A 26299-nucleotide genomic window follows, 5' to 3' on the forward strand; every position below is an offset into this window, starting at 1 on the left:
CCCATATAATTCAGGGATCTTGCAACAAGGTAGAAGCTCACATATCTGAGAGACGGTTTTATGAGACCTCCTGGCGATCCTCCAATAGCCAGTCAAGACGAAGGGAAAGGGGTAGCGCCTAATTTTGGGTCAGGACCATCGGGGGTGCCGACGCGCCCTTCCTGGAAGTAAACCGCATGACTAAGACCCACAAAAAAACGCCGCACCCGTTAGAGTGCGGCGTTTTCATTCTGCTCCAACCTTTAGTCTGTAGAGATCACTGTTTCGCCCTGCGGCAACAGATTCGTCTGAATATCTTCTTCCGTGAAAAACAGCTGGCGGTAGTCCTTATCGGAATACTGCTCGCTCTGATCGCTAAAGTACGGTGACATTGAGTCTGTAGATTGCGAATAACTCACAAGTCCGTAGGCTTCCGGACCATTATCGGTAAACTCCAAGCCGAAATGCCAGCTCGTGCCTCTGGCCATCAGCCAGCCATCAATACCATCAGTGCCGTCCGACAGCCCGGCCGTATTGTCGATAGTTGATGGTGCAATACGCGGGAAGCGGGTGTCTTCCAGGAACGGATCGGTCACTACTCCGATTGCATTGAAGGCGCCATCAATGTTGCCATCGCCGCCATGCCATGGAATGGGCTGGGTAAGGAATGAAGGTGTACTACCTGAACCAGGGACCACACCGCCTGAGGCACGATAGTATTGGAGGTCACTCAAAGCATCGGTCGGTGCAATGCCCTGGGACTGAAGAGCTGCAACACCATCAGCAAGCGCGAGCAGCATTGTGTCGTTAACCGTGCCCGCATTCTCCTGCGATGGCTCAGCAGGTGTACCCACGGGGTCAGCAGGGCTGAAAGGTGTTGTCAGGTCGGTATCCACATCGTCCAGGTAATTCGCCATGAACACCCGGAATACATGGGCACCCACGCTATCCAGATTATAGAGTCCATCCCAGTTGCTCAAGGACTGACACCAGGAAGAAAGATCCACTCCATTGACCGCTGTGCTACCAATGTCATCGCAACGCTGGAGAAGCTCCGGCAGGAATTGCTCTGCATACCAGGCCCGGTTGTTCCAGATCACTCCGATCAACTCTTCCGCGCTGAATTTTCCGTCCTGCCCGGCTGGGAGTGGCGCACCGGGGAAACCCGGGTCCATCAGATTCTGAAGCATCTTGATACCCAACCGGGTTCGCGCATTAATCGGCGCTCTTTCATCCCCGAAAAGAGGCGAGAAGCCGGTCAGGAACTCATCAGGATTCGTGGACCAGTGGCTGCTGTTCGAGTTCTGAACCCAGTCTGAGCGCAATAGTTTGGGTTTCTGGTCGTATGTAGTCAGCGAACCACAGGCCGTTTCAACCCAATCCTCCTGCGAGAGCCGGCCGTCGAGCAAGGTTACACCCTGATCAAAGAGGCCTGCGTAGGCTGCACTCCCGGCCCTTCTGAAATTGATAAGCGCTATGGCCTTCTCGGAGAGGTTCGGTACCGAGCTGCTGTCGATGTAGAACGCGTTGCCCTGATCATCCGCATAGGTTGTGTTTGTCCACAGAGTAGAGCCGCAGCTCTGGAAGACACTTTGGAACTCCTCAAGATTGCTCGCCAGGCTCATTCCCAACCAGGTATCCAGAAGACCCCCGGTGTTTGCATTAGCATCTCGATAGGTGTGAGCGACCATTGAGGACGTGTTCAAGGCTCCATTACTACCCCATGCAGGAAGTTGATCGCTCACAGCGTTGGCAGCGATCATTGGTCCGTACTCGGAGAAGTAAAAATTCCTCTCAAGAACCAGAGGTTCTGGCATACCGTCCATTTTGACTTCGATCTGGTATGTCTCGGTGGTGATTGGCTTTTCAACACCATCCTTTACATAAGTCAGGTTATCCCCATCCTTCAACACCAATTCATACCAGGTAAAACGACGACTGGTCGTTACCGTGTGAGACCAGGCAAGATTCTCATTGAAGTTGATCAGCGGAATAGCCGTTCCAAGCAGGCCGGCTCCGTGAACATTCAGATAACCCGGCACGGTCATCTGAACCTCATAGAGCCGCCGGTGCCCTGTATAGGGAAAGTGTGGGTTTGCTAGAAGAGCACCACGCCCCTGCTCAGTCAGGGTACTACCAATACCCCACGCATTGCTGGCGAGCCCCATATCTGCAAAATTCGTCTGTGAGTTCGCGCCAGCTTCCGCGGTCGCTACCACGCTCTTGAGGAGTTTGTTAACTGCCTCGACGTTGGTAACTGAGCTTACTGGCGAAGGCGCCGGACTTTCCCCTGGAGGAACCGCCAGAAAAACGGCGCCGGTTGCAAACAGAGCACCACTGGCGTATTGACCAACAATACGATAGTGCGCCATGAGGTCCACCGGTGTTATCGGTTTGACCCACTCCTGATCAGCGCATTCTGCAGGGAATTGAGAGGTATCGGTTTCATTGATATAGCGGTTATACCCTTCCGTAAAGCCTTCAATAAGTGCACGGCTCTCCGCACTCAGAGTCGGGAACTCCGCCTCAGCTCCGGAATAGATTTTTTGGGCCTTGTAACTGAAGTCGTTGATAATATTGAGACCAACGCTTGCTCCGGGGGCGAACTGGACATCAGGCCCCGGCCCAAAATATTTGGCACGCTCGCTCCTTGCCTTAACAATCGCTTCCGCCAACAGACAAACGTTATCCTGCGCCTGAGCATAGCCATGCCCGAACGCCGCAGACTTCAGGTTGTCCGCTTTAATATGGGGCACCCCCCCTTCCGTTCTCCGTATCGTCGCCTCAAGCTTCCCATCGGCCGGGAACAGGTTGGTATCGAGTTCAGACTGAGACGACCCTGATGATGAGCTATCGCCATCAAAACAGCCGGTAAGCATCGTGCTACCCAATAGCACTAGCGCTACGCCGCGCGCTGTTCGCGCGGCCCGTTTATTCCAGGTTTTCATAGTGTCACCCTTGTAATTATTGACTACGGGATTCGCCGTTACCGGCGACACTATTAACCTAGCAGAAGGAGAATAAAACTGAATCTATATTCAGGATATTTCTCGCAAAATCATACTTTTTAGCTACTTCCCTAGCAGTGGCTGTCCAATCAATGTTGTAGCTGCCGGCGTTTTCTCAAACTTGATCGGAAACCCAATCTGCCTTTGTAGGGTTCCATCACCCCGGTCAACACCAATCACCATATCCCGCGCTTTCAGCTGCGGGTGCTCGGCAGCCTCATCAATCGTCAATACCGGCTCCACGCAGGCATCCACATCAGAAAAAACAGACTGCCACTGCTCCAGTGTTTTCTGCTGTATTTTTTCACTGAGCGCAGCTTTGAATTTTGCCTGGTCTTCCGGCTTCTGGCTCAGCGCCAGGCCTTTCATTTCTGCCAGCTCAAGAATGTCGCACAGCCTTGCGGCGAACTGGGGCTCCAGGCTTCCCACAGAAAGCCAGCGGCTGTCCTGGGTCTGGTAGTAATCGTAGAAGGAGCCACCGTTCAGCAGGCTGGTTTCCGGCTTCTGTTCCTGGCCGCCAGCAAGGCAGGCGGCGCCGGCCATGCCATTAAGTGCAAAGGCTGCGTCGGTCATGCTGATATCAACAAACTGCCCTTCTCCTGTTTGTTGGCGATGAATAACGGCTGCGAGTATTCCCATTACCGCATGGTGAGAGCCACCTGCTACGTCAGCAATCTGGATGCCCATAGGTGGAGGACCGCTTTTTTCGCGGCCACAATGACTGCTCACGCCCGAAAGGGAGAGATAGTTGATGTCATGGCCGGCGCGGTCTTTGTATGGCCCCGTCTGGCCATAGCCTGTAATCGCACAATAGATAAGCCTGGGGTTGATCGCTTTCAGGGTTTCATAACCAATTCCAAGTCGATCCATCACGCCGGGGCGGAACTGTTCGATCACAATGTCATAACCCTTCACCAGCTCCAGAACCTTTTCCTTGCTGCCTTCTTTTTTGAGGTTAAGCCCAAGAGATTGCTTCCCTCTATTCAGAAACCCATGGGCGGTGCTTACGCCTGCATCATGAGGTGGCATTACACGGGTAAGGTCTACCCGGTCTGGCGCCTCAACTCTCAGCACTTCTGCTCCCATGTCTGCCAGTAGCATGGTGGCATAAGGCCCGGGCAACAGAGTGCTGAAGTCCAAAATCTTCATCGAGTTCAAAGGACCTGCCATGGTGTTCTCCTTATTATGTGGTGTGCTGTTCTGACTATTTTTGGGAAGGGTTCCATGCTGCACGGTTTTACCATTGAGGCCAACTGCCGGTTACGCCATTACAATTAGCCGATTCTTACAGCCACTTCGGTTGCATTGTAGGTAGGGGGTTTTATGATAGGTTTCGTTTTCAGGAATCGGCGGGTTAGATGTCTGATCTGACAGTTTCACGGCACTTCGTGCTGGCCGCTATGGCCGGTGCTGAACACTTGGGGTTTGATACCGGTGAAATGCTCCGGGAAGCAGGTATTTCCCCGGATCTTCTGCGTATCGAGATGGCGAGGGTTAGCAGCGATCAATTCAGTTCGTTGTTGCAGATTGCCTGGAATCGCATGAATGATGAATTCATGGGCATGGGCCCAAGGCGGGCGCAGGTCGGCACCTTTGCCACTATGTGTGCTCTGGTGATTGACTGCCCTACGCTGGAAGCTGTTTATCGCAAGGCGTACCAGTTTTCCCGGCTGTTTGACCCTATGGTTGCCATGAAACTGGAAACCGACAAGCAGAAGGTGCGGCTGGTTACTCGTATGGAAGGCGAGATCCACGACCCTCATTACTTTCTGCGAGAGAGCATACTGGTTATCTGGCACCGATTGGGAAGCTGGCTTATCGGCCAGCCGGTGGAGCTGGAGAAAGCCGAATTCGACTACTCACGGCCAGCCCACGGCGATGAGTATCGCCATATTTTTCATTGTCCTCTGGAGTTCGAATCCGATTGCACCGCCCTGACGTTCGATAAACGCTTTCTGACGGCACCGGTTATTCGGGACAAGCCGGAAATGCTTCAGTTTCTGAAAACGTCACCAGCCGATCTTCTCTCCCGCCCAGACGAGAGCAATACGTTCACTGGACGAATCAGGGGACTGATAGGCCGGGATTTTTCAAAACCGCTACCGGACTTTGAATGGATTGCGACTGAGCTGCACACTAGTCCGCAAACACTGCGCAGGCGTCTGAAACAGGAAAACACGTCGTTCCAAGAGATCAAGGATTTATTGCGCAGAGATATGGCAATTTACTATCTGAGCCGGCAGGAACTCTCAATAAACGATATCGCAGAGAAAGTCGGGTTTACAGAACCCTCGACCTTTCACCGTGCCTTCAAGAAGTGGACAGGCGTTACCCCGGGCGCCTATCGCGAAGGCGAACGGGGCAATCTGAAAATTGAACGCTAGGAGCCCGAGGGGGCCTGGAGATTCCTTATCAGTCTACCCAGCGTCTGCGCTATCTCTTCCGCCTGGCTTCGGTTTGGAGAAAGCTGAAACAAGCGAGAGCCGTCTCGTGGATCATATACCCAACAGGTCGCCACTGCTTGCTCGCAGCCCCACTCCACTTGCGGGTTCACTCCAAAAACTGGGATCCGCCCGGTTTTCCGTGTAACACCACCTGAGCTGCTGCGCCGGAGTTCCTGAATGGAGATGGCGTCCTCGCTGCTGCTCAAGCGATATTCAACATCCGCAGGCCTATCGAGTCGCACTACCGCCTGATCCTGTCGCCAACCGGCAACACTCAGCAAACTGTTAAGGTGCAGAACAAGCGCTTCGCGATCTGAATCTGCCAGATACAATTTACGCAAAGAAGCAGCTTGCTCGTCGCCGGCAGGTTCAATTACCGCGACCTGGGCATCCTCCCCAACCTGGGTTACCAGAGCTTTCTCCTTTCTTGCACGCTCAATTCCAGTGATCAGTTTCAGAGCACTCTGGTAATGACTACCCTCAACGCCGGCGCTGGTCACATAGGTTTCAAGTGCCGCCTGAGCTTCATTGAGATGAGAAGACTGCAGCATCACTCTGCCACGGTAATAGTGGTAATCGGCCGGCTTTTCCGCCTCCAGAAGCTGCATACGGTTCAAGTATTCACTAGCCTCGCCCCAATTTTCGGCGGCCACCGATTCTTCGATCGCCAGCATCAAACGGCGGGCTTCATGCTCTGGTGCAAGTGCAGCAGCCTGCCCTGCCACAAGCGCAGAGCTGATAACCACAACCCTGGCCAGCTGCCGGCCTTTTATTCTCAAGGCCGATAAACGGCTATTCCCGAATTCTACTGCCATGGTACTTACTCCTGCTCGTTATCTGCACCAATTGCCTGTTCTTCCGCATCCACCTCTGCCTGATCCGTAATGGCTTTTGGCAGCTCCTTCTTTACTCGCACGCCAAGCTCAACAAACCGGTTAGCCTGGGAAATCAGATTGCCCCGCCCTCTGGTTAGCGTGCTCATGGCTGAGTCATACGTAACCTGCGCAGTGTGGAGTTGTCCGCCAAGGCGCTCCATGGCTTCCACAAACACCCTGAGTTTGTCATAAACTGCGCCCGCGCGCTCGGCTATCAGACGGGCATTCTGGCTCTGGCGCTCGTATCGCCATATGTTTTCAACCGTGCGCAGCGTCGCCAGGAGTGTTGTTGGTGTTACTACAATAATCTTTCGTTCAAAGGCTTCTGCGAAAAGGTTCTCGTCCTGCTGAAAAGCCGCCACAAATGCCGGCTCTATGGGCATAAACAGGAACACGAAATCAGGTGAATGAAGACCTTCGAGCTGGCTGTAATCTTTTTCACTGAGTGTTCGGATATGGGTGCGAACCGCCTCCACATGGCTTTTCAAAGCCTCTTGCCGGTCTGTGTCCTCTTCCTCAACCACCCACTTCTGATAAGCCAACAAGGAGACTTTGGAATCGATAACCAGGTTTCGGTTATCTGGAAGATGAATTACCACATCAGGCCTTAACAGCTGGTTTTCACTGTCTCTGTAGCTGCCCTGGGTGTGATATTCAATACCCTTGCGTAGCCCGGATTTTTCCAACACTCGCTCAAGGATCAGCTCACCCCAGTTGCCCTGAATTTTTTTATCGCCTTTCAGAGCCCGGGTCAGACTAGCGGCCTCTTCAGTAATTTGCCGGTTAAGTTCCTGAAGAGATTTTATCTCGCTGCGAAGGGCCTGCCGGTCCCGGGTTTCGGAGGTATATACGTCTTCCACCCGCTTGCGAAAATCCTGCAGTTGATCCCGGAAGGGGTTGAGCAAGCTATCCAGGCTTGTGCGGGTCTGCTGGGTGAAGCGTTCACTTTTCTGTTCGAAAATCCGGTTTGCGAGGTTTTCAAATTCCTGCTTCAAGGCGTCGCGGTTATGCTCCAACAATGTGAGCTTCTCAGAAGCAGAGCGCCGTTCTTCCTTAAGAGTCACCTGCTGCTCTCTCAGCACGGCACGTGCTTCCCCCAACTCCCTCGCAAGCTCATCGATCTTCACTTGCTGGTTTTGGCGTTCGTCCGTCAGTTCTTCAATCCGCCGGCTTTGGGCTGCCAAATCGGCTTGCAGGCCCGCAGCCCGATTCTCTGCCCTGGCCTTTGCCAGGACTACGGCAACAATTATCGCAGTTGCCAAAAGTAGAGTCACAAATGCCGCCACCGATCCCGGCTGGGAGTTTATATATTCACTGATGGCTTCAGGCACAAACAAGGCTCCTCTGGGTTTTCGTATTTTTTCGGATTAACGTGAACTTACGCACGCATTACATTCTATCGGAACACACACGGCTTTTCTTTGATGCTCTTCGGCGATCGCGCATATGCAGCCTGTATCGCGACTGATTGGCAATTTGGTAATGCGCCTCAATCCACCTCTGGACGCGCGACGTAATATCTATTACAACGATAAAGTAGCCTGAGATTAATAGCACTACGCTTTATTAACGGTATTCAGGCTTACTCAGAGCCAAAACGGAAGAACGATCATGCTCAAAGAACTCTGGCGAAAGCTGGGAGAGGATTTTCTGCAGACTGATTGCTCTGGCAATGAGTGCAGGGAGCGCAACCCTGACTTGTACGGCTCACGCGGGTTTCGCATTCTCCCCCACATCACCCACACAGGCGAACTCCACCTGGAGCGGCTGACATCGCTGCTTAAAAGCCGGTACGGCAAGACTTCGGCAGACACTGAAGCCAGCAGTGACGACGATGCCGTACGTGATCTAATCACCTTTGCTGCACGGGTACAGGATCAGGACATTCAACGGGAGTTGCTTCTGTTCTACCTGAATTGCTCTCCGGTTATTCAGGAGTACCTGCGCTCCGACGAGGTGCTTGGAAACAGCCATTTCCTATCCCCTTAACCAACTGTAAAGCAAATACACAGGTCGATTGTTGTATACTTCGGCTCCGGATATTCTTTGCCATACACTTTCAAACCGTCACACCTATTCCATTCCGGGTGTGACCGGTAACCGGCTCAGGGGTTTTTCATGTGTTCTAATCGATTTCGAGCTGGTCTGCCGACGCTCTCCGTTCTGGTTATTGCAGGTACTGCTCTGCTGACGGGGTGCTCTGCAGACAGGTACTTCATGGTCCCCAAGTCCGACCTGAGTGATATGAACGCCTCGGTTCAAAGCCAGCGTGCCACTCTGGTAACCATGGAGCAAAACGCAACCGTTCGTCATGACAAACTTTTAGAGCATAACGAAGCCGCCACACAGAAGGTCCTGGAGGCGATCTCAACTCAGGTTGCGAAACCTTCCTGTCCGCCTGTACAGGCCCAGAAAGCCTGCCCCGCCGCTGAGAATACCAAAGGCCGGGCCGACCGACTCAAAGGGAAAGTAGTGGTTGGAGAGGTCGAGAATTTTTACCTGGCCGGCCCGGGGCTTATCTACAAAGCACGCATCGACAGTGGAGCGGAAACCTCTTCCCTCGACGCACGCAACATTACACGCTTCGAGCGCGACGGGAGCAACTGGGTCCGTTTTGACGTTCCTGTACCCGGCACAGAAGAATTCGTCACTCTTGAGAAAGAAGTTTCTCGACGTGTAAGAGTGATTCAGGCGAGCGCGGATGAAGCAGAGCGGCGCGTCGTCGTTGAGCTTCAGTTCTCGATAGGCGATCATCAGCAGGTTGCAGAGTTCACGCTTGCAGACCGAAGCAACCTTACTTATCAGGCACTTATAGGCCGAAACGTGCTCCGCGATGTCATGCTGATTGATGTAGGCAAGGAGTATGCAACGGAACTGCCGGAATCAATCCGCACTGATAACGGGAACTAATAGTGACTAGCCCATCGCGTTTACCGTTTTACATTGCTGTTTTCCTGCTAATTTCTGCAGGCATCTCACTCGCCGTATGGCGGCACATAGAACTTGGAATCCCCTGGCTCACGGGCGAGCAACGCCCTGTCTGGATGGTAGAAGCCCGGGTTGATTTCGATGGAGCAAACGATTCCGTTGTAGCAAGCCTGAACATTCCGGAACAGCCTCCCGGGTTCCATATTCTTACAGAACAGGCCGCATCACCCGGTTATGGTTTCTCGATTATTGATAAGTCCGGAAGCCGGCGCGCAGAATGGACGAAGCGGGAAGTAACAGGCCCTCAAACCCTGTACTTCAAGGCACAATTCATACCCGACCCTGGTGCGGTATCCACACCGCCGTCCCAACGGCCAAAAACCCAGAGGCTTTTCTGGGAAGAGCCCCAGGCGACGGCCGTTCGAGAGATTCTGGCTCAGGCAGAGGCACGTTCAAGCACACCTGAAAGCATGACACGGGAACTGATTCGGTTGATGCAGCCCGATACCCGAGTTCAGAACACAACGCTGCTCGTTGCAGAGGAAAACTATCTTCAGTTGTTGGTCGACATGCTCAACCACTCCGGCATCCCTGCCAGAACAGCCGATGGCTTGAAGCTCGAGGATGCGCGTCGACGGCAGCAATTGATACCGTTCCTGCAGATTTACAATGGCGAGCGCTGGCTCACGCTGAACCCGAAAACAGCCGCTCAGGGTGTACCGGAGGATATTCTGCTCTGGCGCCAAGGTTCCGAGTCGCTTCTGGATGTGGTCGGCGGTGGCAACTCGGAAATCAGCTTTTCCATGCTCAGGCAAACCGTGCCAGCTCTCCAGTTGGCAGCCATGCAGTCTGATGGCAACGGCCTGGGTTTTCTGAGTTTCTATGAACTACCAATCGAAGAACAAAGCATGTTCCGCATGCTCCTTCTGCTGCCACTCGGAGCGCTGGTGGTTGCCTTTATGCGTATCGTGATCGGTATTCGCACGTCAGGTACTTTTATGCCTGTGCTGATTGCCGTCGCTTTTGTTCAGACCACACTGGTACCCGGCCTGATTGCCTTCCTGTCAGTAGTTTCCATTGGTCTGGCAATGCGGGGATATCTCTCCAGCCTGAACCTCCTGCTGGTCTCCCGAATATCGGCACTGATCATTCTGGTGATTTTTATTACTGCGGGCCTGAGTATCTTTGGCTACCAGATGGGCTTCAATACAGGCATGACAGTGACGTTCTTCCCCATGGTCATTATCGCCTGGACCATTGAGCGTATGTCCATCCTCTGGGAAGAAGAAGGCGGCCAGGAGGTTCTGGTTCAGGGCTCCGGCAGCCTGTTTGTCGCCATCTGCGCCTATTTGCTGATGAGCGCGCCGTTAGCGGGCCACCTGACGTTCAACTTTCCCGAACTCCACTTTGCAATTCTGGGTCTGATTCTTCTGATGGGTCAATACACCGGCTACAAACTCACGGAGTTGAAACGCTTCACGCCGATGAAGGCCTACGACTGATATGGACTGGATCTCGCCGCGCACACTAAAAAGGCTGGGCATGCTTAACATGAACCAGCGCAATGTGGACTATATAGCGCGTTACAACGAGCGCTCGTCCTATCCGCTGGTCGACAACAAGCTCAAAACGAAGCTCGTAGTAGCTGAATACGGTGTAAAAACGCCTAAGCTCCTGCAGGTTGTAAAGCAACAACATGAGATTTCCCACTTCAGGGAAATGGCTGAAGAGCTCAACGGCTTTGCTATCAAGCCAGCCAAAGGCTCGGGCGGAAAAGGTATTACCGTCATAACGGGCCGGGATGAGGACAACTTTGTAAAAGCTTCCGGAGCCCGCGTGGGTGCGCCGGTGCTGGAGCGTCATCTGACCAACATCCTGGCCGGCCTGTATTCATTGGCCGGAACACCGGATGTTGCCATTGTCGAAGATCTGGTGGAATCGTCGCCAACACTGGCTCGCTATTCCCATCAGGGCGTGCCCGATATACGGATAGTGGTGTTTCAGGGGTACCCGGTTATGGCTATGTTACGGCTTGCGACCACAGCATCGGATGGCAAGGCTAACCTGCACCAGGGCGCTGTAGGTGTCGGCCTCGACATCGGTACGGGGAAAAGCCTTAACGCCGTTCAGTTTAACCGCCCGATTACGCTTCATCCGGATACGGGGCTGGCCCTGGAGAACATCGACATAGATGATTGGGCTGAAATGCTCGAAATGGCATCACGTTGCTACGAAGCGACCGGCTTGGGCTATATGGGCGTTGATCTCGTGGTAGATGCCAACCAGGGGCCTTTACTGCTCGAACTCAATGCCCGGCCAGGCCTGGCCATTCAGATGGCAAACGGTCGTGGTCTGCTCCCTCGGTTACGTGCTATTGAAAGCCTCAAGCGCCCTCATTTCACTCCCGAAGAACGGGCGAAATATGCAATGGAAACCTTCGCCAGCTTTTGAGTTGCACACGCTCAGTTCGGCATCTGATTTCTTGCTTTCAACGTGATAAAAAAAACCGGAGCTCGCAGGCTCCGGTTTTTTTCGCGACTGTTTTTATCTCAGCCAGCCATTACAACTCGCCTTTAGCGATTAACAGCTTACGCTCATGAGTGAGGCCTTTCAGCAAGCCCCAGGTCATAATCAACAGAATCAGCGTAAACGGCAGGCCGGCACTGACTGCCGTGGCCTGAATAGCGCCCAGAGCATCGGCACCGCCGCCAAAGATCAGTGCGGCAGCGATCGCGCCTTCCATAACAACCCAGAACACACGTTGCGCTGTAGGCGCGTCCGTTTTACCACCGGCGGTTATGCTATCTATAACCAGTGAGCCGGAGTCCGAAGAAGTTATAAAGAACACGAGCACCAATATAATGCCTATGAATGACAGAATGCCGGTAAAGGGCAAGTTTGCAAACATCTGGAACGTAGCCAGCGAAACCTCGGTGATACCGTTTTCGGCAAGCGCACCAATACCTTGGTCAATCTGCTCAAGCGCCGAACCACCAAATGAACTCATCCAGATCGATGTGATCACAGTCGGAATAATCAGTACCGCAGTTACGAACTCGCGAACGGTCCGGCCTTTGGATACTCGAGCGATGAACATACCCACGAATGGCGACCAGGAAATCCACCAGGCCCAGTAGAACACGGTCCAACCACGCATCCAGGCTTCGTCATCACGACCAAATGGATTACTGAAAGACACAATATTTGTTACGTAGCTGGATGCCGTAACCCAAAGCGTTTCCAGAATACTCATGGTCGGGCCGGCAAAAATGATGAAAAAGAGCAAGATGCCAGCCAGTGACATGTTGATATTACTCAGAATCTTCACCCCGCCGTCAAGGCCCCGGAGCACAGACATAAGCGCAACAGCCGTGACACCAACGATGATAGCCATCTGTATGTTGATACCAGAACCGGTATCGAACAGGTAATTCAGGCCAGAAGCGGCTTGTTGGGCGCCGAAACCAAGAGAGGTTGCAAGACCAAAAATTGTGGCAACCACCGCCAGAATATCAATAATATGGCCCGGCCAGCCCCATACCTTGTCCTTCAGCAAAGGGAAAAAGGCAGAACGAATCGTCAGGGGCATACCCTTATTGAATGAGAAAAACGCTAACGAAAGCGCAACAATAGAGTAAACCGCCCAGGGGTGGAGGCCCCAATGGTACATGGTCGCACCCATGGCGAGATCACGAGCTTCAGGACTATTGGCTGCCACATCAAAAGGCGTCCCGAACCATCCGGTGTAGTAGGCCACAGGCTCTGCAACTGCCCAGAACATCAGGCCGATACCCATGCCCGCTGCGAAAAGCATCGCGAACCAGGACAGCGTGGAAAACTCGGGTTTGGCATCCATACCACCGAGGCGGATCTTACCCACCGGCATAACGATCAGCGCCAGGCAAACCAGCACGAAAATGTTGGCGCTGAGCAGGAAAAACCAGTCAAAGGTTGCAATAATGTCCAGTTTGGCGCCGTCCAACAATTCTTTAGCCGCCTCCGGGAACATCAGCGTTCCTATAACAAAAACGACCACCAGTATGGCGGTGATCGGAAATACCGGAGCATGTAGATCCAGCCCGAACGGATTGATATTGTCCTGACCGGCTACGTAATCCGTTTGATATTCGTCTTTAATTACGTCGCCCACGTTTTGGCGCCTCCTGGTTCTGGATTTAGTACCAGATACGATTAAAAATCTGGATTCGAACATTACAGGCGCGCCATAATAATGTTTTGAGCTCAAAACATCAAAACAGTCGCTTTCCGGTACACCCAAACGCAGCATAGACCAAAGCTGATAAGCCACCAGCGAAAAGTCTCGTCAATCGAATATAAGTTTAGAGCCGGATGGCTATACTAGGCGGCCATATCAAGAAGCAACTCATCCAACGCACCCACGGAGCCAGGCGAAATATTCATGGAGAAAACAACTACTTTCCCGTTGCGCTACTCGGCCTATATCATCAGCATTACAGGCTTTCTTGTATCGCTGGTTCTGACCCCATATTTTGAGACTAGCTACCTGTTCGCAGGTATATTCGGTGCATTGGCCATCCTTGGCACCTACGACGTGCTTCAGAAAAAGCACACGGTCAGCAGAAACTATCCGATCATGGTGCACTTCCGTTATCTGTTTGAGTCCGTAGGGCCGGAAATCCGGCAGTACTTCATTCAATCAGACACGGAAGAACGTCCTTTCTCCCGGGAACAACGCACCATCATTTACCAGCGCGCAAAAAACATTCTGGACAAACGCCCGTTTGGCTCCCAACTGGGAATGTATGAAGAAGGGTTCGAGTGGATAAACCACTCCCTGAAGCCAACAAAAATTCAAGGCAGCAACTTTCGGGTGCAAATCGGATCGCGCTGCGCCAAGCCTTACAGTGCCAGTGTTTTCAATATCTCTGCCATGAGCTTTGGCTCTCTTTCAGCCAATGCAATTCTAAGCCTGAATACTGGCGCCAATAAGGGTGGCTTCTATCACGATACGGGCGAAGGCTCGATTTCCCGCTACCACAGGCAACCCGGGGGCGACCTGGTTTGGGAAATCGGTTCAGGCTACTTTGGCTGCAGGAATAAAGACGGATCCTTCAGCCCTGAGCGATTTACGGAAAATGCCACCCTCGATCAGGTAAAAATGATAGAGCTCAAACTATCTCAAGGCGCAAAACCGGGCCATGGTGGCATCCTTCCTGGCGCAAAAGTCACCCCTGAAATTGCCGAAGCCCGTGGTGTATCCATTGGTGAGGATTGCATCTCCCCCGCTCTACACTCCGCCTTTTCCACGCCAATCGAAATGCTTGAGTTTATCGACCAGCTAAGAGAGCTGTCCGGAGGCAAGCCCGTAGGCTTCAAGCTGGCTATCGGCCACCCCTGGGAATGGTTTGCCATAGTGAAAGCAATGCTGGAAACAGGGCGCAAGCCCGACTTCATCGTTGTCGATGGCGGTGAAGGCGGCACTGGCGCAGCGCCACTGGAGTTTATCAATCGCATTGGCACGCCAATGACTGAGGCATTACTGCTTGTCCACAACACTCTGGTGGGCACTAATCTCAGAGAAGACATAGCCATTGGCGCTGCCGGAAAAGTCACCTCCGCCTTTAACATTGCGCGTACACTGGCGCTGGGCGCTGACTGGTGTAACGCGGCCCGTGGCTACATGTTTTCGCTGGGCTGCATCCAGGCCCTGAATTGTCATACTGGCCTCTGCCCCAGCGGTGTTGCGACGCAGGATCCCAGTAGAAGCAGTAAACTGGACGTGGAAGACAAAAGCCAGAGAGTATATAACTTCCACAAAAACACCCTGGATGCCCTGCAAAACCTGCTGGAAGCGTCCGGCTTGCGCCACCCGTCAGAACTCGGACCTGAACATATTATGCGCCGCGTTTCAAAAACGGAGGTTCATGCCTACCTGGACCTGTTCCCTTTCCTGGCACCCGGCTCCTTGCTTGAAGGAAAAACCGGCCTCACTGTATTCGATAAATACTGGGCAGAATCGAAGCCGGACAGCTTTGATCCACCAGAGTTCGTTCAGCAACTCAGGGAAACCAAACTCCGATAGGAATATGAGCGCGAAACCCACAAATCCTGTTTATTTTTATTTCTGGCTGGTGTAGACTTCGCTCCCGCTAAGCCACTGAGATTCCTCTTTAAGTCTCACCGGCACACGCCATCAAAAGCACGGCTTTGAAAAGGCAGTAGTTAGCGAATCGGGGCGTAGCGCAGCTTGGTAGCGCACTTGCATGGGGTGCAAGGGGTCGTAGGTTCAAATCCTACCGTCCCGACCATATTCAACGCAAAAAGGGCACATCTTCGGATGTGCCCTTTTTGCGTTTTTGGCCAGAGCCCCTCTCATCAGACCTTTCTTCGAAGGACTGGTCGAGGCTTGTAGCGTTTCATGAGTTCCTGATTATCCCTACATTTTAGTCCGCAACCTGGAAAACCAGATTAACTGTCACAGGGACGGCGATGGCAATGGACGACAGCCCCGCAATTTCGCGCAGGGCCTCAACACCCTCAGCCAAGTCAAAGGCCTTTGCCTCAACCAGCAGCGGTTCTTCTGTGCTAACAGCAACACCGCCATCCGCCAGCTTGATGATTTTCATGACAGTATCGAAACCCTGCTCCTGACCATGGAGAGACAGAGTCAGGCGGACATCTTTGCTTCCAATCGAACCTTCCGACATTTGCTGGATGGACGCGACATCAATCTGAGCCGTTACTGTTGCCGTTGGCATTTTTTCGATCTCGAACAGCATCTCTCGCATGCGCTCGTCGCGGATAGCAATATTGGTATCGACGCTATCCAGGTAAACATCCAGATTCACCTTTCCATCGTCCCCAACCGTTCCTTTGAGCTCCGCAAAGTTATGTACTTCTGCCGTTGTACCGTTCTTGATTGATACGAAGTGCAGTGACGACCTCTCCGAGTCGAGCGCCCAACCAGCATGGGCACTCAAAGACATCAGGCCAAGCACTGCCACCAAAAACCTGAGTAAAATTAATTTATTCAGCATGACGTCATCTCCGGTTTGCATTGTTAATCTGAACATCGGCGAAAGCCGCACGAAGATTTAATTGAGAAACAAACTTAACCGTGATGTTTAATACAGTAGTCCAGTTTTCCCGCACATGCATTACAGCTCATCAATGAGCAGCCCCAACAACGCGAGGTCGCATATGATTTTCGGAATCGCCTGGTTTGCCATGATGTGGTTTAGCCTGGTAGTGGTCACACTGGTGGCTTTGGTAGTGTTTTTCCTTCGTCGGAAACACGGGGAAGAACGCACAAAAGAAGCGACCAGTCTCCAGCAACAAACCGAAGCCCGCCGCCAAGTGCTGGAGAAGGTAAAGGGCATGCACACTGTAACTGACGGCGTTCGTGGACAGGCACGAATCAGGGCTCTGCGACACTACATGGATACCATGAACGATGACCTGACGTTCGTTTCGGAAATCCGTCCCTCGGCAAACGGTGCACCAAAGGGAGAGTGGGTAATTGCACCGGGATCGCTCCCCAGCCGTCGGATTCTCTACATTCATGGCGGTTCATGGATCGCCGGCAGCCCCAAAAGCCACCGCGCTATCACTGACCGTTTATCGAGATTGGCGAAGGCCAGTGTGTTCGCCCTTGATTACCGGCTAATGCCCGAAAACCGCTATCTGGACGGTATTATCGACTGCCAGGAGGCTTACCGCTGGATACTTGAGAACGGCCCGGACGAAATGGCACCGGCCAATTTCGTGGTGGTCGCCGGGGATTCTGCAGGCGGCAGTCACACTCTGGGGCTTGCTGCCTGGATAAGAGACCAGGGACTGAAACCACCGAATGCTGCTATTGCCCTGTCGCCTTCTACCGAGCTTATGCTCACATCGCTGGGTAAACGCGCCAATCTGAAAACCGATGCCATGCTGGGGCCAACCATTGAGAAGCTGGCGAGAATACCTTTGCCATTGCTGTGGTGGGGAACCGTTATGGGCTTTCGGGTATTGCCAACGAGTCCGATAGCCTCCCCCTTGCGAGGAAACCTACACAATCTCCCGCCCACCCTGATTCATGTCAGCGAGTCAGAGCTGTTGCTGGAAAACGCTCAAAAATATGCGGAAAAGGCGCGGGCAGCCGGTTCACCAGTGGAAATAGAAACCTGGTCCGACATGGTTCATGTGTGGCATTTGTTTACGCCCCTATTACCGGAGGCAGAAGAGGCGTTCGAGCATATAGGGAAATTTCTGGAGCGAGTGGAAACGGGTTCAAAAGCTCTTTAACTCAACAGTCGCTCTTTGGCCTCATTAACACGGGCAGCCAGATAATTGCTGCCTCCACGATCCGGGTGTATTTTCTGCATCACCCGACGATGGGCCTGAATGATCTCATCCCGGCTGGCACCGGCTTCCAGCCCCAGAATATCAAGGGCATCGCTCTCGCTCAGGGCGCCACCGCTGCCCGATTTTTCACGCTCACTTTCACTCTCGCCGTGGTTTTCATCCGGATCGTCAGCCCGCCAGGAGTCACCGAAACGCCGATCCAGATAGGTTTCCAGCAATCGCGCAGAGTCCTCGTCGTGATCCCGACAATACTGCAGTAAACCAATAAATTCGGTTTCACCGAGATCTGCCAGAGCTCGCCCGGCCATAGGCCCCTTTAACACTTCCCCGCTCATGTTTCCGGAGTCGTGATCCAGAGTCATGTCAAGGATTTCACTGGAGACATGGGATTGATTCCCGGGTTTAGCCTTTGCTCCACCCTCCCTCAACCCCGGCATCCGACCCATTAGCAGAGACGGCAACACGCGCCGCAGCAGGGGGAACAAGAAAACCAACAGGGCAAACAAGATATTCAAGCGACCGGTAACGGCCAGAAGAACCAATATCAGAACGCTGGCAATCAGCGCCAACTTGAGAATGGCGGGTTTTCGTTGGCTGGTCGGCTGATTACGTAGCCAGACCCACGCAACAACCACTACTATAATAACCAGAAACGTAAGGGGCACTCGGATACTCCGGGCCAATTGGCCCACCGGTTGATTGAATCAAGCGCTATCTGATCTGTTGGGTCAAACGTTTCACCTCCGGGGAGCTGCGGCTGGAATAGTCCTGCAAGGCCTTGGCTCCCCCGGAAGCATAGACCGCAACAGCGGCCATAAGATCCTTAAGTACTTGCGGGCTGTTACGATCAAAAGGGGCATAGGCACCTCCCGACAGTTTGCTCACCTGCTGAAACACCGCTCTGGCATGAGCATCGGCACCTTCATGGAACATAAACACCGGGGTTCGCAGCATGCCCAGTTCTCCGGCAATATGGCAAAGCTCATCCACAGGCTCTTCACAAGAATCCCCGATAAACACAACGGCCTTAACCGCGTTTGCGCGTGTCTCTTCCCTTGCATGCGCCAACACTCTGCAGATCTGGGTTTGGCCGCCCAGGCAGGAAACACCGTTCATCAGGTTGAGCAGTTGACCAGTCTCGTTAACAAACCCTGTGGCTTTGAACTCCCTGAAACCGCGGTAGTAGCAGAGCTGAATTGCGAGCCCGCCCAAACCTTTGGTCGCAAGGAAAAGCTCACTTTGCAAGTGACAAGCCTGATCCCAGGTAGCTCCGCGACTGGCAGTAGCATCCAGCGCGAAAACCAGCCGACCCTGCCCTCCACCTTGCTGAGGCAGCTTGCGGACCTGCTGGATAAACTGATCGATAGACTGCTTATCGGACTTGGTACGGAGCTCTTTATCAGACATACGCTTTTCCACCCGCTTCACCCTGCCAGGGTATTAATCCAAGCTTAGGGGAAAGACTACTCAATTCACAGGTCAAGCCATGCAATGCGCAACTCTCACCTGAGTAACCTCTTATTCCAAAAAAGACGCAATTAATTAGTTTATATTCTTTCCAGTTTTATGTTGGCTTTGATAAATTACCCTCCAACACAACATCTGTTTCAGGGGAATGTCATGCCAAGTATATTCAAAGGCCTGGTTACCGGCCTTGCGCTCAGCGCGTCACTCTTCGCACAACCGGCGGTATCGGCCGATCGCGAACTGCTAAACACCTCTTATGACATTGCCCGGGAACTGTTTGCTGCCTACAACGTACATTTTAATCAGTACTGGGAAGAAAAAACCGGTGAAACGCTGGAAGTCAGCCAGTCCCACGCTGGTTCCTCAAAGCAGGCACAAGCCATCATTCAAGGTTTGAAAGCTGATGTGGCTACCTTCAATCAGGTCACCGACATCAATATTCTGCACTCTCGCGGCGGCCTGATTCCGGAGAACTGGGCCGAGCGCTTGCCGAATAATAGCTCGCCCTACTATTCCACCATGGCGTTTCTGGTTCGCAAGGGTAACCCTAAAGACATTCAAAACTGGGACGATTTGATTAAAGAAGATGTCGACCTGGTTATGCCCAACCCGAAAACCTCAGGCAACGGCCGCTATACCTATCTTGCCGCATTAGGTTACGCCCAGGATCGTTTTGGCGATGATCAGCAGAAAATAGACAGCTTTTTGCAGGACTTTCTGGGTCATGTGAAGGTTTTTGACAGCGGCGGGCGCGGCGCCACCACCACTTTCATAGAGCGTGAGATTGGCGACGTGCTTCTGACATTCGAATCAGAAGTACTGAATCTGGCCGACCGTTACGACAATGGCGAATATGAAGTTGTAACACCGAAGGTAAGCTTTCTGGCGGAATTCCCGGTTACCTGGATTGACGAATACGTGCAGCAGAATAAAACCGAGGATCTTGCAAAAGCCTATCTGGAACACCTGTACAGCGAAGACGCCCAGCGCCTGCTGGCCGGGTTCAACTACCGGGTTCACAACGAGGCGGTAAAACAGGAAACGGCAGACCGTTTTCCAGAGGTAAAACTGCTGCCCATTGATGCCATTGCGGGCAGCTGGGAAAACGCCACTAAAGAACACTTTTCCAGTGGCGGCAAACTTGACCAACTGCAACGCCGGCGGTAATTCATGTCCACGGCCAAACAGGCCAGCGCTTTAAACTCTCAGCGCTGGCCACTGAGCGGAATCCGCAGCAAGCGGGTACTACCGGGGTTCGGTTTGAGCCTCGGTATTTCGCTTTTATTTATCAGCCTGATATTGATGCTGCCACTCACTGGATTAGTGATGGAAGTATCCGCCATGAGCTTCGACCAGTTCTGGTTTGTGATAACCGATCCGCGGGTGGTCGCCTCCTACAAAGTCACTGCCCTTGCAGCACTCGCTGCATCTCTGTTTAACGGCGCCTTCGGATTGCTTCTGGCCTGGGTGCTGGTGCGTTACGACTTTCCTGGCAAGCGATTGATTGATGCGGTCGTTGATTTGCCGTTTGCGCTACCTACCGCGGTTGCAGGTATTACCTTGGCCACTCTGTTTGCCGCCAATGGCTGGTACGGACAATGGCTCAGTAAACTGGGCATTGAAATCGCTTTTACACCCGTAGGTATCGTTGTCGCCATGGCCTTCACCAGCCTGCCCTTTGTGGTGCGCACGGTTCAGCCGGTACTGGAAGAGCTGGCACCCGAAGACGAAGAAGCGGCTGTCAGTCTGGGCGCCAGTGACGGTCACGTATTCCGTCGCGTAATTTTCCCAGCTTTGTGGCCGGCACTACTAACCGGTGTGGCCCTGTCGTTTACCCGCAGCCTTGGCGAGTTCGGCGCGGTTATTTTTATCGCCGGCAACATGCCCTACGTAAGCGAAGTAACCAGCCTGATGATTTTTGTCCGACTGCAGGAATACGACTACGCCGCCGCCAGTGCCATTGCCTCAGTGATCCTGGCGGTGTCGCTGGTGATGCTTTTCGCCATTACCCTGTGGCAGGCCCGCTATCTCAAACGCATAGAAGGACGCTAGCTGCATGCGCACCTCCCATTCAGCCCAGCACCGTCGTGTCGGCGATGGCCCGCTTATAAAGTGGTTGCTGATAGGCGCCGCCATAGTCATCACTACTGCCTTGCTGATAATGCCGTTGTTGGTCATTTTTTTCGAAGCTCTGGGTGCTGGCTGGGGAACTCTGGCCGATAACCTGCTGGACCAATACACCTTACATGCGATTGGTTTAACGCTGTTTGTTGCCGCTCTCACAGTGCCTCTCAACCTGATATTTGGCACCGCGCTGGCGTGGCTGGTCACGCGCTTTCGTTTTCCTGGCCGCAAGTTGCTGATCACACTGATCGATATCCCGTTTGCAGTATCCCCTGTTGTCGCCGGCCTCCTGTATCTGCTGCTTTACGGTCGCAACGGTTGGGTTGGCAGTTGGCTGGCAGATTACGACGTACAGCTGATGTTTTCATGGCCCGGCATTGTGATGGTCACTGTGTTTGTAACCTGCCCGTTCGTAGCCCGTGAGCTGATACCCCTCATGCAACAACAGGGTAGCGAGGAAGAGGAAGCCGGCGTGGTACTGGGCGCGTCGGGCTGGAGAATATTCCGCACGATCACTTTGCCTAACATCAAATGGGCGCTGATTTACGGTGTAGTACTCACCAATGCGCGAGCGGTGGGTGAATTTGGTGCTGTGTCGGTGGTATCCGGGAATATTCGCGGACAAACCAACACGCTTCCTCTGCACGTAGAGCTGCTGTATCAGGATTACAATATTGTTGGCGCTTTTGCCAGCGCTTCCCTGCTGGCTGGCATTGCCGTCTTTACGTTGGCAGCCAAAGGTTTTGTGGAGTGGCGACAGGCTAGAACTCTGAACCGTCTGCAAACAGAGGAGACCGCATAATGAGTATCACCGTAGATAGTATCAACAAGCGTTTTGGGAGCTATCAGGCGCTGAATAACGTGTCCCTCGATATTCCGGAAGGCAAACTGACTGCCTTGCTTGGGCCTTCGGGCTCCGGTAAAACCACCCTGCTGCGTATTATTGCCGGGCTGGAATCTGCCGATAGTGGACGGATCAGTTTTTCAGGAAAAGATGTGACCGGTGTGCACGTGCGTGACCGTAATATCGGCTTTGTGTTCCAGCATTACGCCCTGTTCCGACACATGACGGTTGCACAGAACATTGCCTTTGGCCTGGATTCATTGCCACGCAAACAGCGTCCACCCAAGGCTGAAATCAAGAGGCGCGTCAGTGAACTGCTGGAAATGATCCAGTTGCCGCATATGGCACAGCGTTTTCCCGCACAGCTCTCCGGGGGTCAGAAACAGCGTGTCGCTCTTGCCCGTTCTATTGCAACGCGGCCAAAAATCCTTCTGCTGGACGAACCTTTCGGTGCGCTTGACGCCAAGGTACGAAAAGACCTTCGGCGCTGGCTGCGTAATCTGCACGATGAATTCCATTTCACCAGCATTTTCGTAACCCATGACCAGGAAGAAGCTCTGGAGCTATCCGATCAGGTGGTGGTTATGAGCCAGGGCAATGTGGAACAGGTTAACGAGCCTACCGAACTTTATGCCCGCCCCGATAGCCGCTTCGTATTCGATTTCCTCGGACAGGTGAACGTTCTGTCCGGTGATGTTAAACACAGTCGCTTAAGTCTTGGCAGCGCCTGGGTAACAGTTCCTGGCATCAAGCATCAGGGCAAAGCGCAGCTGTATCTGCGCCCCCACGAAGTACGCTTGGCCACAACACCTGCCGCCAATGCCAACCTGCCATTACGCATCGAAGCGGTCAGCCTCATAGGCTCAGAAGTGCGCATTGAGCTTCGCCCGGAAGGCTGGCACAGCACAGGTTCGGATAACATCTGGGAGGTCGGCATCAGCCATGCCGAGTTCAACCAGCAACGCCCTGCTCGTGGAGATCTGCGTTACGCAGTGCCAGAGATCGGGCATTTGTTCACTGGTGAGGATACGCAGCCAGAAACCGTCAACTGGGCCGAAGCAGAATCGGCTCCACGGGTTCGCTTAATCAACTGAAGGCCAGTGCCCAGGCTCAATAATCTCTCAATCTGTTACCATGGCTCAAATTCCCAAATAACGAGCTGAACTACGATGGATGCAACCAAGTTTTACATTAACGGGAAGTGGATCACCCCCGAAAGCACCCAGCACCTGGAGGTGATAAACCCTTCTGACGAAAAAGGGTTTTCTACGATTACTCTAGGCTCACAGGCTGATACGGACAAGGCTGTCAGTGCTGCAAAAAAAGCTTTCCCTGCCTGGTCGGCGTCGTCCAAAGAACAACGTATTGAACTGTTGGAGCGCTTGTTCGAAACCTATAAGGCGCGCGCTGAAGAAATGGCGCAAACCATCAGTCAGGAAATGGGCGCCCCCATTGATCTTGCGAGAAGCGCACAGGTTGGTGCAGGTGCCGCACACCTGAAGAACACTATCCGTGCACTGAAGTCTTTCAACTTTGAGCACCCCCTTGGCGACCACGCACCGGACAACATCATTTTGCACGAAGCCGTAGGCATCTGTGCATTGATCACACCCTGGAACTGGCCGATGAACCAGGTAATGCTCAAGGTCGCTCCAGCACTTGCCGCAGGCTGCACGGTGGTTCTCAAGCCCTCTGAGATCTCTCCCCTGTCGGCCATGTTGCTTGCTGAGATGATTGATAGCGCAGGCTTCCCGGAAGGCGTTTTCAACCTGGTTAACGGCGATGGCGCAGGCGTTGGCTCGCAACTGTCCGAGCATCGGGATATCGACCTGGTCAGCTTTACCGGGTCCACACGTGCAGGCAAGGCCATCACCATTGCTGCCGCAGACGCTATGAAACGAATCGGCCTCGAATTGGGCGGCAAAGGCGCCAATATCATCTTCGCTGACGCCGACGAAAAAGCCGTCACCCGTGGTGTACGCCACTGCTTTGCAAACTCTGGTCAGTCGTGCAACGCACCTACGCGAATGCTGGTGGAAAAGTCCGTTTACAAGCAAGCCGTTGAAACCGCAACGATGATTGCTGCCAAGACCGAGGTGGGTCTTGCAGGCGAAGAAGGCCGGCATATCGGACCAGTGGTTTCAGAGCCCCAGTTCCTGAAGGTTCAAGCGCTGATCAAAAAGGGCATAGAGGAAGGTGCTACCTTGGTGGCGGGCGGTGAAGGTCGGCCAGAAGGGTTCGAGAAAGGTTACTTCGTTAAACCAACCGTTTTCGCTGATGTAACGCCCGACATGACCATCTGGAGCGAAGAAATTTTCGGCCCGGTTCTGGCTATCACGCCTTTTGAAACAGAAGAAGAGGCAATAGAGCTCGCCAACGATACACTTTATGGGCTGACCAACTACATCCAGACATCCGACAAAGAAAAGGCGCACAGGGTTGCCAGACAGGTCAGATCAGGGATGGTCGAGATCAACGGCAAATCCGGGTCAGCCGGCTTTCCGTTCGGCGGTATGAAACAGTCCGGTAACGGCAGCCGCGAAGGCGGTGTCTGGGGTCTGGAAGAGTTCCTTGAGGTTAAATCCGTTACTGACTGGTAACGCTTACCGCAGTTACCAAAAGGCTGACCAATCGCCCCGGAGCTCCAGAGCGGATCTCCGGGGCGATTGCCTTACAGGCCCTTCACATCAATTCTGCCTCGTGACAACTGCACCCTGTCCTTACGCTCAAGCTCTTTCAATAACCGGCTGACAACTTCCCTGGCGGTTCCCAGTTCGACGGCAAGCTCTTGATGAGTGATGTGAATAGGGCTGCGCCGGGCCTCCAACCATTCCTCAAGCCGCTCATCCATACGGCGAAAAGCCACCTCCTCGACGAGCAACATGAGGTCATCGAGTCTGCGCCCATAGGACTCCATAATCCCCAGGCGAAAAGCAGCAGATTGGTCCATCAGCCGGTCGAATAGCCCCCTGGGCACCATAGCGGCTTCGGATTCCTCCTCTACAAAGGCCTCAGCCCGATAACCACAGCCTGTCATCAGGCAGCCAATCGACAAGGTACAAATGTCATCGGCGCCCATGCGGTACAGCACGATACTGTTTCCGGAAACACCGGTCATCTGCACTTTTACCGCACCACTGAGCATCAGTGGTAGGCCCTGGCAATGCTCACCGGCCCGGAACAGAATCTTGCCGGCCGGGAAACGCATAACCTGAATCCTTTCAAGAGCTTCCTTTTGAAGTTCCCGAGGCAGGGTTTCCAGAATGCTGTGGTGTAACATATATCTTCCTTGGGCTTTTAAAACTGATACCACCAGTGTGACTTTATCACTGAACTGCTTTGCAACGAGCGCTAAAGTTACAACCCTAGCCTCATACCAACACAGGAGAATGGATCATGAGCGTTAATATGGGTTCTGCAGACCGGATCATTCGTGCCATTGTAGGCATTGTACTTCTGGCGCTGGTGTTTGTCGGCCCTCAAACACCTTGGGGTTGGATTGGCATTGTGCCGCTGGCTACCGCGCTGATGGGCAACTGCCCTGCGTATTCGCTGCTGGGTATAAAAACCTGTAAAAAGCAGTAGAATTCAGCCAGACACAAAAAAGCCGAAGTGACGGGGAATCGCTTCGGCTTCTTTGTTTGGGAGGCTGGTTACTTTACTGGCGCGTTAAGTGCGTCCAGAACCTCTTCCAGTTCAGAGATCATCTGACGGATAAGCTGCTTGTAATGAGTGGTGTCATCCTTCACTTCATGGCTACTAAGCTTCTGCTTGGCACCACCGATGGTATACCCCTGCTCATACAGCAAGCTTCGTATCTGCCGGATGGTAATAACATCCGCACGCTGATAATACCGGCGGTTACCCCTGCGTTTTACAGGCGATAGCTGTGGGAACTCTTGCTCCCAATAGCGCAGAACGTGGGCTTTTACCGCACACAGATCTGCCACTTCACCGATCGTAAAGTAACGCTTCCCGGGAATAGCAGGGAGTTCGTTGTTATGACTGGGTTCCAACATACGCTTCTACTTTCTGTTTCAGTTTCTGTCCCGGGCGAAACGTAACGACACGTCGTGCGCTTATCGGAATCTCTTCACCGGTTTTCGGGTTCCGCCCTGGGCGTTGTTTTTTATCGCGCAAGTCAAAATTACCGAAACCCGACAGTTTTACCTGTTCATTGTGGCTGAGTGCGCCCCTGATTTCATCGAAAAAAGCTTCTACCATTTCCTTGGCTTCGCGTTTGTTCAGGCCCAACTCCTCATACAAGCGCTCTGCCATTTCCGCTTTCGTCAAAGCCGCCAT

24 protein-coding genes and 1 tRNA gene are annotated in these 26299 nt (G+C 53.1%); 14 read left to right on the forward strand and 11 right to left on the reverse strand.

What is annotated here, in order from left to right:
* Nucleotides 1-242 precede the first annotated feature (242 nt).
* A complete protein-coding gene (locus Q4501_RS01875) occupies nt 243-2927 on the reverse strand; it encodes a penicillin acylase family protein (RefSeq protein WP_303593674.1) in 2685 nt (894 codons plus the stop codon).
* A gap of 123 nt (nt 2928-3050) precedes the next feature.
* A complete protein-coding gene (locus Q4501_RS01880) occupies nt 3051-4157 on the reverse strand; it encodes a CaiB/BaiF CoA-transferase family protein (protein WP_303593676.1) in 1107 nt (368 codons plus the stop codon).
* A 188-nt stretch (nt 4158-4345) separates the two neighbouring features.
* Between Q4501_RS01880 and Q4501_RS01885 the strand changes: the two genes are divergently transcribed.
* On the forward strand, nt 4346-5371 hold the full coding sequence (locus Q4501_RS01885; RefSeq protein ID WP_303593678.1) for an AraC family transcriptional regulator: 1026 nt from the start codon (nt 4346-4348) through the stop codon (nt 5369-5371).
* Here the strand turns inward: Q4501_RS01885 and Q4501_RS01890 are convergent.
* Nucleotides 5368-6246, reverse strand: coding sequence for a hypothetical protein (locus Q4501_RS01890; protein ID WP_303593680.1), 879 nt, complete (start codon nt 6244-6246; stop codon nt 5368-5370). The genes Q4501_RS01885 and Q4501_RS01890 overlap by 4 nt on opposite strands.
* Before the next feature lie 5 nt (nt 6247-6251).
* Nucleotides 6252-7637 (reverse strand): DNA recombination protein RmuC, encoded by a 1386-nt coding sequence (gene rmuC, locus Q4501_RS01895; protein ID WP_303593682.1) that lies wholly within the window; start codon nt 7635-7637, stop codon nt 6252-6254.
* A 280-nt stretch (nt 7638-7917) separates the two neighbouring features.
* Between rmuC and Q4501_RS01900 the strand changes: the two genes are divergently transcribed.
* The 4 genes from Q4501_RS01900 (at nt 7918) to Q4501_RS01915 (ending at nt 11685) form a co-directional block, all read left to right on the forward strand.
* Nucleotides 7918-8295 carry a hypothetical protein gene (locus Q4501_RS01900; protein WP_303593683.1) on the forward strand — a complete coding sequence of 126 codons (378 nt, stop codon included), beginning with the start codon at nt 7918-7920 and terminating at the stop codon, nt 8293-8295.
* A gap of 129 nt (nt 8296-8424) precedes the next feature.
* Nucleotides 8425-9216 carry a RimK/LysX family protein gene (locus Q4501_RS01905; RefSeq protein ID WP_303593685.1) on the forward strand — a complete coding sequence of 264 codons (792 nt, stop codon included), beginning with the start codon at nt 8425-8427 and terminating at the stop codon, nt 9214-9216.
* A 2-nt stretch (nt 9217-9218) separates the two neighbouring features.
* Complete coding sequence (locus Q4501_RS01910) at nt 9219-10736, forward strand: inactive transglutaminase family protein (RefSeq protein ID WP_303593688.1); 1518 nt, start codon at nt 9219-9221, stop codon at nt 10734-10736.
* Nucleotide 10737: 1 nt separating this feature from the next.
* Nucleotides 10738-11685, forward strand: a complete 948-nt coding sequence (locus Q4501_RS01915) for an alpha-L-glutamate ligase-like protein (protein ID WP_303593690.1) — start codon at nt 10738-10740, stop codon at nt 11683-11685.
* A gap of 109 nt (nt 11686-11794) precedes the next feature.
* On the opposite strand, the gene Q4501_RS01920 is transcribed toward Q4501_RS01915, so the two are convergent.
* Nucleotides 11795-13384 (reverse strand): BCCT family transporter, encoded by a 1590-nt coding sequence (locus Q4501_RS01920; RefSeq protein ID WP_303593691.1) that lies wholly within the window; start codon nt 13382-13384, stop codon nt 11795-11797.
* 270 nt (nt 13385-13654) lie between these two features.
* Here Q4501_RS01920 and Q4501_RS01925 point away from each other — a divergent pair, with 270 nt between their 5' ends.
* Nucleotides 13655-15298: an FMN-binding glutamate synthase family protein gene (locus tag Q4501_RS01925; protein ID WP_303593693.1), complete on the forward strand. Its 1644-nt coding sequence runs from the start codon at nt 13655-13657 to the stop codon at nt 15296-15298.
* A 149-nt stretch (nt 15299-15447) separates the two neighbouring features.
* A tRNA-Pro gene (locus Q4501_RS01930) sits at nt 15448-15524 on the forward strand.
* Nucleotides 15525-15659: 135 nt separating this feature from the next.
* On the opposite strand, the gene Q4501_RS01935 is transcribed toward Q4501_RS01930, so the two are convergent.
* Nucleotides 15660-16253 (reverse strand): YceI family protein, encoded by a 594-nt coding sequence (locus tag Q4501_RS01935; protein WP_303593695.1) that lies wholly within the window; start codon nt 16251-16253, stop codon nt 15660-15662.
* A gap of 163 nt (nt 16254-16416) precedes the next feature.
* On the opposite strand from Q4501_RS01935, the gene Q4501_RS01940 reads away from it, so the two are divergent.
* Nucleotides 16417-17502 (forward strand): alpha/beta hydrolase, encoded by a 1086-nt coding sequence (locus tag Q4501_RS01940; RefSeq protein WP_303593697.1) that lies wholly within the window; start codon nt 16417-16419, stop codon nt 17500-17502.
* On the opposite strand, the gene Q4501_RS01945 is transcribed toward Q4501_RS01940, so the two are convergent.
* Nucleotides 17499-18227: a molecular chaperone DnaJ gene (locus Q4501_RS01945; protein ID WP_303593698.1), complete on the reverse strand. Its 729-nt coding sequence runs from the start codon at nt 18225-18227 to the stop codon at nt 17499-17501. The genes Q4501_RS01940 and Q4501_RS01945 overlap by 4 nt on opposite strands.
* Nucleotides 18228-18273: 46 nt before the next feature.
* Nucleotides 18274-18969 carry a VWA domain-containing protein gene (locus tag Q4501_RS01950; RefSeq protein ID WP_303593700.1) on the reverse strand — a complete coding sequence of 232 codons (696 nt, stop codon included), beginning with the start codon at nt 18967-18969 and terminating at the stop codon, nt 18274-18276.
* Between the two features lie 213 nt (nt 18970-19182).
* Here Q4501_RS01950 and cysP point away from each other — a divergent pair, with 213 nt between their 5' ends.
* The 5 genes from cysP to Q4501_RS01975 all read left to right on the forward strand — a co-directional run bounded on the left by cysP (nt 19183) and on the right by Q4501_RS01975 (nt 24597).
* Entirely contained in the window at nt 19183-20196 is a 1014-nt protein-coding gene (cysP, locus tag Q4501_RS01955; RefSeq protein WP_303593702.1) for a thiosulfate ABC transporter substrate-binding protein CysP, read from the forward strand.
* 3 nt (nt 20197-20199) lie between these two features.
* Entirely contained in the window at nt 20200-21081 is an 882-nt protein-coding gene (cysT, locus tag Q4501_RS01960; RefSeq protein ID WP_303593704.1) for a sulfate/thiosulfate ABC transporter permease CysT, read from the forward strand.
* A gap of 4 nt (nt 21082-21085) precedes the next feature.
* Nucleotides 21086-21955 carry a sulfate ABC transporter permease subunit CysW gene (gene cysW / locus Q4501_RS01965; protein ID WP_303593706.1) on the forward strand — a complete coding sequence of 290 codons (870 nt, stop codon included), beginning with the start codon at nt 21086-21088 and terminating at the stop codon, nt 21953-21955.
* On the forward strand, nt 21955-23091 hold the full coding sequence (locus Q4501_RS01970) for a sulfate/molybdate ABC transporter ATP-binding protein (protein WP_303593707.1): 1137 nt from the start codon (nt 21955-21957) through the stop codon (nt 23089-23091). Before cysW ends, Q4501_RS01970 begins: the two co-directional genes overlap by 1 nt.
* Nucleotides 23092-23166: 75 nt before the next feature.
* Nucleotides 23167-24597, forward strand: a complete 1431-nt coding sequence (locus Q4501_RS01975; RefSeq protein ID WP_303593709.1) for an aldehyde dehydrogenase family protein — start codon at nt 23167-23169, stop codon at nt 24595-24597.
* A 71-nt stretch (nt 24598-24668) separates the two neighbouring features.
* On the opposite strand, the gene Q4501_RS01980 is transcribed toward Q4501_RS01975, so the two are convergent.
* Nucleotides 24669-25277, reverse strand: a complete 609-nt coding sequence (locus tag Q4501_RS01980) for a Crp/Fnr family transcriptional regulator (protein WP_303593711.1) — start codon at nt 25275-25277, stop codon at nt 24669-24671.
* Between the two features lie 116 nt (nt 25278-25393).
* On the opposite strand from Q4501_RS01980, the gene Q4501_RS01985 reads away from it, so the two are divergent.
* The gene (locus Q4501_RS01985) at nt 25394-25582 is read left to right on the forward strand and encodes a DUF2892 domain-containing protein (protein ID WP_100689467.1); all 189 of its coding nucleotides are present in this window, start codon (nt 25394-25396) and stop codon (nt 25580-25582) included.
* A 68-nt stretch (nt 25583-25650) separates the two neighbouring features.
* Here Q4501_RS01985 and Q4501_RS01990 read toward each other — a convergent pair whose 3' ends face one another.
* Both Q4501_RS01990 and ihfA read right to left on the reverse strand, forming a co-directional pair.
* Complete coding sequence (locus Q4501_RS01990; protein WP_303593715.1) at nt 25651-26016, reverse strand: MerR family transcriptional regulator; 366 nt, start codon at nt 26014-26016, stop codon at nt 25651-25653.
* The gene (gene ihfA / locus Q4501_RS01995) at nt 25997-26299 is read right to left on the reverse strand and encodes an integration host factor subunit alpha (RefSeq protein ID WP_071264800.1); all 303 of its coding nucleotides are present in this window, start codon (nt 26297-26299) and stop codon (nt 25997-25999) included. The genes Q4501_RS01990 and ihfA overlap by 20 nt, the downstream gene beginning before the upstream one ends.

It is taken from the genome of Marinobacter sp. 2_MG-2023, assembly GCF_030546935.1.
Taxonomy (GTDB): Bacteria; Pseudomonadota; Gammaproteobacteria; order Pseudomonadales; family Oleiphilaceae; genus Marinobacter.